Source organism: Sandaracinobacteroides saxicola (assembly GCF_014117445.1).
Classification (GTDB): Bacteria; Pseudomonadota; Alphaproteobacteria; order Sphingomonadales; family Sphingomonadaceae; genus Sandaracinobacteroides_A; species Sandaracinobacteroides_A saxicola.
Window position 1 is genome coordinate 1,402,232 of record NZ_CP059851.1, and the last position, 12,295, is coordinate 1,414,526.

11 protein-coding genes are annotated in these 12,295 nt (G+C 68.6%); 4 read left to right on the plus strand and 7 right to left on the minus strand.

The features are described 5' to 3' along the window. Positions 1-17 precede the first annotated feature (17 nt). The 4 genes from H3309_RS07065 to H3309_RS07080 form a co-directional block, all read right to left on the minus strand. The gene (locus H3309_RS07065) at positions 18-701 is read right to left on the minus strand and encodes an endonuclease III domain-containing protein (protein WP_207791568.1); all 684 of its coding nucleotides are present in this window, start codon (positions 699-701) and stop codon (positions 18-20) included. 87 nt (positions 702-788) lie between these two features. Next, positions 789-1,526 (minus strand): SDR family oxidoreductase, encoded by a 738-nt coding sequence (locus H3309_RS07070; RefSeq protein WP_207791569.1) that lies wholly within the window; start codon positions 1,524-1,526, stop codon positions 789-791. Between the two features lie 10 nt (positions 1,527-1,536). Next, positions 1,537-1,863, minus strand: a complete 327-nt coding sequence (locus tag H3309_RS07075) for an L-rhamnose mutarotase (RefSeq protein WP_182298033.1) — start codon at positions 1,861-1,863, stop codon at positions 1,537-1,539. A gap of 64 nt (positions 1,864-1,927) precedes the next feature. Then, on the minus strand, positions 1,928-2,920 hold the full coding sequence (locus H3309_RS07080; RefSeq protein WP_243453874.1) for an aldo/keto reductase: 993 nt from the start codon (positions 2,918-2,920) through the stop codon (positions 1,928-1,930). A 149-nt stretch (positions 2,921-3,069) separates the two neighbouring features. Here H3309_RS07080 and H3309_RS07085 point away from each other — a divergent pair, with 149 nt between their 5' ends. Further along, on the plus strand, positions 3,070-4,401 hold the full coding sequence (locus H3309_RS07085) for an enolase C-terminal domain-like protein (protein ID WP_182298034.1): 1,332 nt from the start codon (positions 3,070-3,072) through the stop codon (positions 4,399-4,401). Here the strand turns inward: H3309_RS07085 and H3309_RS07090 are convergent. Then, positions 4,392-5,237, minus strand: a complete 846-nt coding sequence (locus tag H3309_RS07090; RefSeq protein ID WP_182298035.1) for a fumarylacetoacetate hydrolase family protein — start codon at positions 5,235-5,237, stop codon at positions 4,392-4,394. The two genes, H3309_RS07085 and H3309_RS07090, sit on opposite strands and share 10 nt — an antisense overlap. Beyond that, the gene (locus H3309_RS07095; RefSeq protein WP_182298036.1) at positions 5,234-6,517 is read right to left on the minus strand and encodes an alpha-L-fucosidase; all 1,284 of its coding nucleotides are present in this window, start codon (positions 6,515-6,517) and stop codon (positions 5,234-5,236) included. The genes H3309_RS07090 and H3309_RS07095 overlap by 4 nt, the downstream gene beginning before the upstream one ends. A gap of 160 nt (positions 6,518-6,677) precedes the next feature. Here H3309_RS07095 and H3309_RS07100 point away from each other — a divergent pair, with 160 nt between their 5' ends. Then, positions 6,678-7,454 carry an IclR family transcriptional regulator gene (locus H3309_RS07100; protein ID WP_182298037.1) on the plus strand — a complete coding sequence of 259 codons (777 nt, stop codon included), beginning with the start codon at positions 6,678-6,680 and terminating at the stop codon, positions 7,452-7,454. A 59-nt stretch (positions 7,455-7,513) separates the two neighbouring features. Here the strand turns inward: H3309_RS07100 and H3309_RS07105 are convergent, their stop codons facing one another. Continuing rightward, on the minus strand, positions 7,514-9,892 hold the full coding sequence (locus H3309_RS07105; RefSeq protein WP_182298038.1) for a TonB-dependent receptor: 2,379 nt from the start codon (positions 9,890-9,892) through the stop codon (positions 7,514-7,516). 190 nt (positions 9,893-10,082) lie between these two features. On the opposite strand from H3309_RS07105, the gene H3309_RS07110 reads away from it, so the two are divergent. Together H3309_RS07110 and H3309_RS07115 are read left to right on the plus strand one after the other, a co-directional pair. Further along, positions 10,083-11,465: an MFS transporter gene (locus tag H3309_RS07110; RefSeq protein ID WP_182298039.1), complete on the plus strand. Its 1,383-nt coding sequence runs from the start codon at positions 10,083-10,085 to the stop codon at positions 11,463-11,465. Positions 11,466-11,490: 25 nt separating this feature from the next. Continuing rightward, complete coding sequence (locus H3309_RS07115; RefSeq protein ID WP_182298040.1) at positions 11,491-12,294, plus strand: SDR family NAD(P)-dependent oxidoreductase; 804 nt, start codon at positions 11,491-11,493, stop codon at positions 12,292-12,294. The last annotated feature ends 1 nt before the right edge of the window (position 12,295 follow it).

Sequence of the window (12,295 nt, forward strand, 5' to 3'; positions counted from 1 at the left end):
CCGGGCGTGGCGACCGGTCAGCGCGGCGCGGAAGCCCGGCAGCGCCGGCCGAGCGGGCAGGCACCGCAACAGGCATGGTCGGCGCGACAGAGCGTCTGGCCGAGATGTTTCAGCAGCAGGTGCAGTTCCGCCAGCCCGGCCGCGCTGAAGTCATGCAGAACCGGCATCATCCTGTCATAGGCGGCGCGCGTGTCCGCCGCGGCGCGGACGAAGCCGTACCGCCGCAGCACCCGCAACACATGCGTGTCGATCACCAGCGCCGGCATGCCCAGCCAGCTGAAATTCAGCGTCGATGCCGACACCTTGCGGCCGACCCCCGGCAGCCGTTCCAGCCACGCCAGCGCCCGGGGAACACCGTGCCCGCGCAGGAACGTCAGGTCGAAATCCGGCCGGTCGGCCGCGACGGCACGAAGCGCGCCGCGCAGGGATGGTGCCTTCACCTCGGCAAAGGTCACGTCGGCGATCACCGCCTCGATTGCGGCCGTGTCCGCCGCCGCGATATCGGACCAGCGCGGATAGGCCGCGACGAGCCGGTCATAGGCGCGCAGCGAGACCGCATCCAGGGTACGGCTGCTGATCGAGGATTTCACCAGCTGGCCGATCGGGCTGCGCAGAAGGATCGGGCCGGTGTCGCCGAAATGCGCCAACAGCCGGTCGCGAACCCAGCGGATGTCCTCCGCGGCGCCCAGGCCAAGACTCATCTGCACAACGTCTTTTATGGGAACAAAACAGGAACTTTACAAGGTGTCAATGGCCTGCCCAGAGCGTCAGGCGCCGCGCCCATGCCCTCAGCCGGTCCAGCCGCCGTCGATGATGTGCGTCTGCCCGGTGGTGTAACTGGCTTCGTCGGACGCGAGATAGACCGCGAGCGCCGCCACTTCCTCCGGCGTACCCAGGCGCCCCATCGGCTGGCGCGCGATGAAGGCGGCCCGCGCCGCCACCGGATCGGCCTGGGCGTTGATGCGCGCCTCCAGGGAGGGCGACGCGACGGTGCCCGGGCAGATGGCGTGCGCGCGGATGCCCTGCGCCACGAAATCCGCCGCCACCGCCTTGGTCAACCCGATGACGGCGGCCTTGCTGGTGCCATAGGCGAAGCGGTTCGGCACGCCGCGGATGCTGGAGGCGACCGACGCCATGTTGATGATCGTGCCCGATCCGCGCGCCACCATCCCCGGCAGCGCGGCGCGGATGGTGCGGAACATCGAGGTGACGTTGAGGTCGAGACTGAAGGCCCAGTCCTCCATCGTGCAATCGAGCACGCTGCCATGATGGACGAATCCGGCGCAGTTGAACAGGATGTCGGGCGCCGTGCCGGCCAGCGCCGCCGCCACCGCGGCATCGCTGCGCACGTCCAGCCGGCGCACGGCGATGCCCGGCGCTTCCGTGGCCAGCGCCGCCAGCGCGCCTTCGTCGATGTCGGTCGCCGTCACCGCCGCGCCTTCCCGCGCGAAGGCCAGCGCCGTCGCCAGGCCGATGCCGGCACCGGCGGCGGTCACAAAGGCAGTCTTGCCGCTCAATCGTCCCACCACCGTCTCCCTAGGCCATGTAAAACAGCGGTTCCATGTCCGCCCACCATTCGCCCGGCGCCGCGCTTTCCAGCGGCGTCTGGCACGGGTCCGTCAGCTGCCACCAGCGCTGCGTCTCCGGATCGGCCGCCACCTTCGCCATGTCCGCCGCCCAGTCGCTGCCCGAATATTCCAGATAGCCGAACAGCAGGTCGTCCTTCAGGAAAATCGAATAGTTGGAGACGTTGGCGGCTTTCAGCGCGGCGATCACACCTGGAAAGGGCTTGGCATGCAGCGCGCGATACTCGGCCAGCTTCTCGGGCCGCACCCGGATGACCATCGCCTTCCGGATCACCATCTCACACCCCCGGTCCGTGGAAGCGGGCAGCCGTGCCGCCCGTTATCGCCGTCGATCCGCCGCATCAGGCTGGCACCGGCGCATCGGCCCGCAGCAGGCCTTCCGCCTTCAGCGCGGCCCAGTAATCGGCGGGAATGGCATGCGCCATCGCGGCGGTATTGGCACGCACTTCCGCCGCGGAGCGCGCACCAGGGATCACGCTGCACACCGCCGGCGCGGCGAGCGGAAATTGCAGCGCCGCCGCCGCCAGCGGCACGCCATGCGCCTCGCCCACCCGCCGCAGCCGCTCCACCCGCTGCCCGATGGCGGCGGGCACGGCGCCATAGTCATAATGGTCGCCGCCGGCGAGCACCCCCGAATTGAACGGGCCGCCGACGATCACGCCGACACCGCGCGCCGCGCACAGCGGCAGCAGGTCATCGAGCGCCGCCTGTTCCAAGAGCGTGTAGCGCCCGGCGAGCAGGATCAGGTCGATCTCCACCGCCGCCAGCGTCTCCAGGCAGACCGCCACCTCGTTGACGCCGATGCCGATGGCGTCGACGACGCCCTGCGCCTTCAGTTCCGCCAAGGCCGGAAAGGCCCCGTCCAGCGCCTGCTGGAACCGAGCGGGGTGGTCGGCGCCGTGCACCAGCGCGCCGATGTCATGCACGAACAGCATGTCCAGCCGCTCGCGGCCGAGGCGCCGCAAACTTCCCTCCACCTGCCGCAACACCGCGTCCCGGCCATAATCGAAATAGGGCCGGGCGCACGCGGCGCCGACGAACCCCGTGTCCCCCGGCGCCTCCCCCTCCGCCAGGCTGCGGCCGACCTTGGACGACAGGATGACGTCATGCCCGGTCGCCCGCAGGAACGCCCCCAGCCGCGATTCGCTCAGGCCATGGCCATAATAAGGGGCCGTATCGAAGTGGCGGACGCCCACGTCGATTGCCGCCGCCATCGCGGCCTCCGCGTCCACATCTGCCACCGGCGCGTACAGGTTGCCGAACGCCGCGCACCCCAGCCCCAGCGGCCTCAGCCGTTCTCCTTGCGGTCCTTCATGGGTGAAATGCCGGTTCACCCCCGCAACCAACCATGTCGCACTGGCGCTGACAACCGCAAAATCGCCTCTGTCTGCTTGCCATTGGTGACGCACAAAGCGGATGACATCGGTTCATGGGTGAAATAAGGATTCACTGTTATGCAGCCGCTCAGCACCGCCGGGTGACGATGTCACATCCTTCGCAGGCCAGCGGTGGCACCGCGGTCATCTCCGGCACGGAAACCGCCGACATCCGCTTCCCCACCTCGCGCTTCCTGGATGGCTCGGACGCGATGAACCCCGATCCGGATTATTCGGCCGCCACCGTCATCCTGTCCACCACCCAGCCCGGGCTGGAGGGGCATGGGCTGGCCTTCACGCTGGGGCGCGGCACCGACCTTGTCGTCGCCGCGATCGAGGCGCTGCTGCCGACCGTCACGGGCCGCTCGCTGGACGGCATCGAGAACGACATGGCAGGCTTCTGGCGCAGCCTGGTGGGCGAGAGCCAGATGCGCTGGCTCGGCCCGGAAAAAGGCGTGACGCACATGGCGACCGCGGCCATCGTCAACGCCGTCTGGGACCTGCTCGCCAAGCGCGCCGGCAAGCCGCTCTGGCGCTATCTCGCCGACATGCCGCCCGAGCAGATCGTCCGCGCCATCGATTTCCGACACATCAGCGACGCGCTGCCGCCGGAACTGGCGCTGGAAATCCTGCAACGCAACCTGCCCGACAAGCCCGCCCGGATCGCCCGGCTGGCGGCGGAGGGGCACGCCGCCTACACCACGTCGGCCGGCTGGCTCGGCTATCCGGACGAAAAGATCCGCGCGCTGGCCTCGGCCGCGGTGGCCGACGGCTGGAACGCCATCAAGATGAAGGTCGGCGCCAGTCTGGCCGACGACCTGCGGCGCTGCGCCGTGCTGCGCGAGGTGCTGGGGCCTGACCGGCTGCTGATGATCGACGCCAACCAGGTGTGGGAGGTCGACCAGGCCATCGGCTGGGTCAAGGCGTTGCAGCCTTTCGATCCCTATTGGATCGAGGAGCCGGTCAGCCCCGACGACATCCTGGGCCATGCCCGCATACGAAACGCCGTTTCACCGGTGCGCGTCGCCACCGGCGAACATTGCCATAACCGGATCATGTTCAAACAATTCCTGCAGGCCGGCAGCATCGACGTGGCTCAGATCGACGCCTGCCGGCTGGGCGGTGTCAACGAAGTGCTCGCCGTGCTGCTACTTGCCGCCGCCTTCGACACGCCGGTCTGCCCTCATGCCGGCGGCGTCGGGCTGTGCGAATATGTCCAGCACCTGTCCTTCTTCGATGCCGCCTGCGTCGCCGCCGGCCCCGAGGGCCGCATGATCGAGCATGCCGGCCACCTGCACGAGCATTTCGTCGATCCGATCCGCATCCACAACGGCCGCTATCTGGCGCCGCAATTGCCCGGCTTCAGCGTGGAGATGAAAGCCGAAAGCCGCACCGCCTATGCCTTTCCGAACGGCAGCGCCTGGAAGGATCACGCCTGAACGGTGCGTTGTCGCTGCTCGCCCAGTCCCGCGAGGCCCAGCCGAACCTCCTGCCCGGCACGCAGATAGACCCGATGCGGCTTCTGCCCCAGGCCGACGCCCGGCGGCGTTCCTGTCGAGATGATGTCCCCGGTCTGGAGCGTCATGAACTGGCTGATGTAGCTGACCAGCGCCGCCACGCCGAACACCATCGTCCGGGTATTGCCTTGCTGGTAGCGGTGGCCATCCACCTCCAGCCACAGGTCGAGCGCCTGCGGGTCGGGCACCTCGTCCGCCGTCACCAGCCAGGGGCCGATCGGGCCGAAACTGTCGTGGCTCTTGCCCTTCACCCACTGGCCCTGCCGTTCCATCTGGAAGGCGCGTTCGGAGACATCGTGCACCACGCAATAGCCGGCGACATGCGCCATCGCCTCGGCCTCGGACACATATTTCGCCGGCGTGCCGATCACCACGCCGAGTTCCACCTCCCAGTCGGTCTTGCTGGAGCCGCGCGGGATCTCGATGTCGTCATGGGCGCCGCAGATGGCGTTGACGCCCTTCATGAACAGCACGGGCTCGGGCGGCACCGTCGTCCCCGTCTCGGCGGCATGGTCGGCATAGTTCAGGCCGACGCAGATGAATTTCGGCACCTGGCCGACGCAGGCGCCGTGGCGAAACCCGGGCGGCAGGACCGGCAGCGCCAGCGGGTCGAGCGCGCGGATCGAGTCCAGCCCGGCCGGCAGCAGCAGCGGCCCCGCGATGTCGGGCAGCAGGGCGGAGAGGTCGCGCGCGCTGCCATCGGGCGCGACGATGCCGGGGCGTTCCGCGCCGACGGGGCCGTGTCGGAACAGCTTCATCCCGCCGATGCCGCCACCGGCTCGTCGAACTCCAGCCGCAGCACCGTCGCGACCGCATCGCGCGCGGCATCGGGCACCTCGATCAGCACCTCGCCGGCACCGTCCACCCCCAACAGCTCGTCGATCACCGGGATCCGCACCTCGAACGGCAGGTCATGGCCGCTGCCCAGCGCGGTCACCCGTTTCAGATGCCTTACCCGAACGCCGCGGACCGAGACCGGCGCCACCGGCTGCATCAGCAGGTGGCAGTAAAGCACCCGGTCCCGCCGCGTCGTCGGGCCATAGAATTGCCAGGGCCGCAATCCCGGCTCGGTGGCGAAGATCGCCTCGCCATGCAGCGCCACCCAGCGCCCCATCGCCGCCAGCCGCTCCGCCTGGGGGGCGGGGACATCGCCGGCACCGTCCGGACCGACGTTCAGCAACAGGTTGCCGCCGCGCGATGCCACCTCGCACAGCGTGTGCACCAGGGATGTGGCCGACTTGTAGCGGTCGTCGCTGCTGTTGAAGCCCCAGCTCATGTTCATCGTCAGGCAGGTTTCCCAGGGCTCGGCCGGCGGTTCGGGCGGCACGAACTGCTCCGGCGTGGCATAGTCGCCCTTGCCGGGCAGGCGGTCGTTGATCAGGATATCGGGCTGCAGCTCGCGGATCAGCCGTTCCAGGCCATCGACATCCCATTGCGCCGGCGTGCGTTCCCAGGCCCCGTCGAACCACAGGATGTCGATGCGACCATAATCGCTCAGCAACTCGGTCAGCTGCGCGCGCACATAGGCCCTATAGTCGGCCCATTGGCCCGCGGTCGCCGGCGGGTAGAAGCCGAAGCGATAGGGCCGGTCGGCATCGGTGAAGGGCGGATAGCTGGGATGGTGCCAGTCGGGCAGCGAATAGTAGAGACCCGTCTTCAGGCCGTGCCGGCGGCAGGCGTCGACAAAGGCGCGGACGATGTCGGTGCCGGGCGCCGTGCGGCCGACCCCGTGGCTGTACGCCCCGCCGGCGCGGCTCGGCCAGAGCGCATAGCCGTCATGGTGGCGGCTGCCCAGGATGGCATAGGTCATGCCGGCCGCCTTTGCCGCCGCAACCCAGCGCTCGGGCGCCTCCGGATCGGGCTGCCAGCCTTCGGCATTGGCATGATAGGTCGCGGCCGGCACGTCCTGGCACAGCGGCAGCGTCGGCGCGCCGCCGACCAGTGGCCAACTCGCCTCCCATCCCGCCCTGGCCCAGGGGCCCCAGTGGACGAACAGGCCGAACCGGGCAGCCTCGAACCAATCCGCGGTACGGCGCATGTCTTTCTCCCTGCGGGAGCCATAGCCGGGTGTGAGGCGCCTGCGAAGATATGAAATGCAAGTTCACTGGTGAACCGGCACCGGCGCATCGAAGCACGGCCATTGGCATCCGTGCGTTTTTGTTGGCATAACGGCGCGGGGTTATGGGGAAAGGACGCACATGGCCGACGACACCGGCAAATATCTGGCACCCGCGCTGGACAAGGGGCTCGACATCCTGGAGCTGCTCTCGCTCGCGACCGAGCCGCTGACCATGGGGCAGATCGCCGAGCGGCTCTCCCGGACGAAAGGCGAGATTTTCCGCATGCTGGTGGCGCTGGAACGCCGCGGCTATATTCTGCGCAACGGTGACAGCGACCGCTTCGAGATGGGCAGCCGGCTGTTCGAACTGGCGATGCATGTCACGCCGACGCGCAACCTGGTGGCGACCGCCATGCGCCATGTCGAAAAGGTGGCGCACGAAACTGACCAGTCCTGCCATCTGGCGGTGCTGTCCGGCAACGAGATCGTGGTGATCGCCCGCGTCGAGGCGCCGGGCGAGATGGGCTTCTCCGTCCGCCTCGGCTATCGGCGGCGGATCGACCACAGCACCTCTGGCCGCGTTATCACTGCCTTCTCCTCTCCGGCGCAGCGGGCCGCTATCATCGAACGGCTGGCCGCCACCTATGATGATTTCGACGACGGCAGCTTCCAGGCGCAACTGGCGAGCATCGTCGAGGACCGGTTCGAACGCGCCAACAGCCCGGTGGCTGCCGGCATCGTCGACCTGGGGGCGCCCGTCATCGGCGAGACCGGCTATGCCGTCGCGTCGCTGACCATCCCCTATATCGTGCGCGCCCATGCCAAGGGCACGCAGCAGGAGGCGCGCGCGCTGCTGGTCGCGCAGGCAGCCGCCTTGTCCAAGGAGTTGACGGTCGGGTTGCCCCAGCCGGTCTAAGTTATTGTTGCCGCGCATCTTTTGCGAAAAAACCGGTTCCCGCTTTTCCGCGATGCACGCTAATAGACGAACTTCAGCTCCACCCCGAAGGTGCGGGGGCGGTTGACGCCGGCGATGGCGGCGACGGTGGCGATCTGGAAGAAACTGTTGAGGCGCGTGGTGTTGGCGAGGTTGCGGCCGAACGCCGACACCGACACGCGCCCGCCGGCCATCGGCAGTTCATAGCTGATGGTGGCATCGAGGATGCCGAATGCCTCGACCTTGCCGCGCGGGTCGTTGCGCACGTCCAGGAAATAGTCCGACAGCCAGCGGAAGCTGCCCGCCAGCCCCAGCTCGCCCGGCCCGACCGGGCGGGTGAGGGCGGCATTGGCCGCCAGCGTCCAGCGCGGGGAGCGGACCAGATCGAGGCCGGAATTGTCGGTGACGATCGTGGTGTTCGGGTTGTTGTCGAGATCGATGTCGGCACGGAAACTCTTGTATTTGATGTGGTTGTAGCCGACGGACGCGCCCAGTGTCAGGCCGTCCGTGGGCACCGCCTGGAGTTCCACTTCGGCGCCATAGCCCTCCACCGAGGCGGCGTTCTGGATGATGGTGATCGAGGTCAGCCCGCCGGTTGCCGGGTTGGGCGCGATGATCTGTTCCTGCTTGTCGCGATAGTCATTGTAATAGACGGCGGCGTTCAGGCGCACCCGCCGGTCGGCGAATTCGGACTTCAAGCCCAGCTCGTAGGTATCCACGGTTTCGGGATCATAGCTGGGAACGGTCGCGCCGGGCGCCGCGGCGGTGGTGTCGTAGCGGATGTTGTAGCCGCCGGATTTAAAGCCGCGCGCGTAGCTGGCGTAGAGCTGCATGTTCTCGCTTGCCTTGTACTGCACGCCGATGCGCGGGGTGAAGCGCGACCAGTCATTCTCGCCGGTCTGGAAGGGGCCGTAGCCGGCGCCGGTGAAGGGAATGCGCACGCCCGGCGCCACCTGCAGGAAGATGGTGCCGAAGCCGCCGAACTGCGACAGCGGCAGCGCGTCGCGCGCGCGGAAGCGCTTGCGTTCCCAGGAATAGCGGCCGCCGAGGTTCAGTGTCAGCTGATCGGTGATGCTGATGTCGGCGGAGGCGAACAGCGCTCGCGAGCGGGTGTTCTGCAACTGGTTCGACCCCGTGTAGAAGTCCGGGCTGAAGGTCAGTGGCCCGGTGGCGCCGATCGAGCCGAGGAAGGGGAAGAGGTCGCGGTTGCGTGTGGTGTTGCCGATTTCCTGGTCGAAGACATAGCCGCCGACGGTCAGCGCCACGCCCTTGATCGCGTCGGTGAACAGCCGCAGTTCGTGGCTCGATTGCCGCTCGTCCTGTTCACGCTCGAACCAGAGGATGGGAAAGCGCGAGGCGTCGGCGTCGGTGATGCGGAACTCGTCCGACACGCGCCGGCCGTAGAGGTAGGTGAAGGTGCCGATCCCCGTGCGCCAGTTGGCTTCGACCGTCACCGCATCGAGCGTCGCCTTTGTCTGCGGAATGCGATCGGATTCGATGTTGCGCAGGTCGGGCGAGTTGAGGGCGCCGCGGAAGCATTGCCCCAGCGCGCAGGCGAGGCCCTGGCCGGGGTTGCTGGCGAGATTGCGCGTGGCGCCAAGATCGCTCTTGTCGCGCAGATGTTCGTAGGAGGCCCAGATGTCGAGATCGTCGGTGATCCAGACCTTGGCGCCGATCTGGCCGGACAGGATGTTCTTGCCGCCTGCGCGGCGGTTCAGGAACGTGTTGCGATAGTCGCCGTCGTCGTTCAGCGTGAAGCCGGCGAGCTTGATCGCCACCCGGTCGCCGATCGGTGCCAGCAGCGTCACGCGGGCGTCCTGCTGGCCGCGCTCGGCGAGCGTGCCCGACAGGCGCACGGACACCGGCTCGCCGCGGCGCGGCTTGCTGCGGGTAATGCTGATCAGGCCGGCGGTGGTGTTGCGGCCGAACAGCACGCCCTGCGGGCCGCGCAGGATTTCCAGCCGCTCGACATCGAAGGCGTTGAGGAGCGCGTAGGTGTTGGAGCCGATGAAGATGCCGTCGAGCGTGACGCCGACGCTGGGCTCGTTGGTCTTCTCGATCTCGAAGGTGCCGATGCCGCGGATCGAGGTGGCGGCGCCGCCGGGAATGCCGCCGAGCGGGTCGATGACGACGGACGGGGCAAGGCCGGAGATGTCGGCGATGTCGCGCGGCTGAAAGCGTTCGAAACTCTCGCGGTCGAGCGCGGTGACGGCCAGCGGCACGTCCTGGATCGATTCCGCGCGGCGCCGGGCGGTGACGACGATGTCGGCGACGCCGCCGCTGGTCGCCTGGGCCGTGGCCGGCGGCTGCGCCTGGGCAAAGAGCGGGGTGGCGAGCAGCGCCGGCACGGTGAGCAGCAGGGCGGCACGCACGGATGCTCGACCATGGTTGAAGCGGCGTGCGAGGCGGCGGTCGAACATGTCGCTATCCCTCCCAAAGGCGCGGTCCGGGCGATCCCGGCCGGGCCGTGGCGGGTGCCGGATCATATCGCCCGGTCAACCGCCCTTTCACCCGCGACCGTCCCACAAGTGAAGTTGCATTTCAAGTGTGCAACGGCCATCAATGTAAAATCGCGCCGGCGCACCGGCCACATGCTGAGGGAAGGTCGCCATGCAGCCCACCGCCGACGACCGTGATCCGGGGCCGCCAAGGGGTTTTCGCTTCTTCCTGTTCGCCTCGCCGCAGCTGGCGCTGGCGACGCTGGGGCTGCCGATCGTCATCTATCTGCCGGCCTATTACGCCGGGCCGCTGGGGCTGGGGCTGACCGCCACCGGCCTCATCTTCATGATCACGCGCTTCTGGGACGTGCTGACCGATGGCGTGTTCGGCTGGGCGACCGACCGATTTCCCACCCGCTGGGGGCGGCGCAAGGTGTGGATGGTGGTGTCGGCGCCGCTGATGGCGCTGTCCGCGGTGGCGATCTGTTTTCCGCCGCAGGGGGCGGGGGCGGGCTATCTGCTGTTCTGGCTGTTCTTCATCTATGTCTGGTGGACGTTGATCCACCTGTGCCACATCGCCTGGGCGGCGGAGCTGTCCGACGATTATGACCAGCGCTCGGCGATCCAGGGCAAGGTGACGACGGTGTACCTGGCGGGGCTGCTGCTGGTGCTGGTGGCGCCCATCGTGGCCGGCGCGGTGGCCGGCGAGACCAGCCTGGAACAGAAGGTGCAGGCAATGGGGATCTACACCGCCGTGCTGCTGCCGGTGACGGTGCTGCTGAGCGTGCTGGTGGCAAGGGAGCGGCCGGCGCCGGCGCGCACGGGGACGGAGCCGACCTGGGCCGAGGCGATGAAGCTGGTGCTGGCCAACCCGCCGCTGCTGCGGGTGCTGGCGGTCGACCTGCTCGCCGGCCTGTCCAACGGCATCGCCAGCGGGCTGTTCGTTTACGTGACCACGCAGCTGTTCCGCCTGCAGGGCGCGATGCAGCTGTTCGGCGTACCGATCGATCCCGGCGTGCTGCTGCTGCTGACCTTCGTCGGCTCGCTCGTCGGCGTCCCGCTGTGGCTGCGGCTCAGCTATCGCGTGGGCAAGCATCGCGCGGTCGCGGCCTCGGCCCTGCTCAACATCGCGGCTTTCGCGCTGGTGCTGCTGGTCCCGGAAGGGCGGCACGGCCTGCTCGCGCTCTTCTATCTGGCGACCGGCATTGCGTTCGGCGCGCCGCCCTTCCTGGACCGGGCGATCCTGGCGGACGTGGTCGACCTGGACCGCAGCCGGACGGGGGAGCAGCGCACCGGGCTGTTCTTCGCGCTGATGTCGATGACCAACAAGATCGGCTATGCCCTGCCGGTGGGCCTGCTGTTCCCGGCGCTGGCGCTGGCGGGGTTCAACCCGAACGGCGCCAATGACGCGGTGGCGCTGGGCTGGCTGGCGGCGATGTTCGTCGGCTTGCCGATCCTGTGCAACCTGGGCATCGTTGCGCTGATGTGGCGCTTTCCCATCGACCGCGCGGCGCAGGCGGCGCTGCGCGCGCGCCTGCAATCCGCCGCCGTCTAGTTCAGACCCGCAGAAAGGTGTTGCGATGACCTTACGCTTCCAGTCCCGAACCGCGCTGGTCACCGGCGGCGCCTCCGGCATCGGTGCCGCCACGGCGCGGCTGCTGGCAGGGGAGGGCGCGCGGGTGACGATCGTCGACCTGGAGAGCAGCAGCGGCGCCGAGGTGGCGGCTGGCATCGGGGGGCATTTCCATGCCGCCGACCTTTCCGACATGGCGGCGGCGGAAGCGATGGTGCATGACCTGCTGGCCCGCGAGGGGCGGCTGGACATCCTGGTGAACAATGCCGGCATCGGCAGCCTGGGGGAGGTGCCGGACCTCGACCCGGCGCAATGGCGCAAGGTGATGGCGGTGGATCTGGACGCCGTCTATCACGCCTGCCGCGTGGCGGTGCCGGCGATGCGCGCGGCGTTCCGGGCGGAGGGCAGGGGGGGCGTGATCGTCAACACGGCGTCGCTGTCGGGCCTGGCCGCCGATTATGGCTTTGCCGTCTACAATGTGGCGAAGGCGGCGGTCATCAACCTCAGCCGCGTGCTGGCGATCGACCATGGCAAGGACGGCATCCGGGTGAACGCGCTGTGCCCCGGCCTGATCGATACGCCGCTGGCGGCGCCGCTGGCCGCCATTCCCGGATTGATGGAGAAGTGGACGCGCGCCATCCCGCTGGGCCGGGCCGGGCGGGCGGAGGAGATGGCCGAGGTGATCGCCTTCCTGGCCTCGGACGCGGCCTCTTATATCACCGGATCGGTGATCGTGGCGGACGGCGGCGCCGGCGCCCACACCGGCCAGCCCAATTTCATGGCCGAGATCGCAGCGTTGCAGCCGGGTTGAC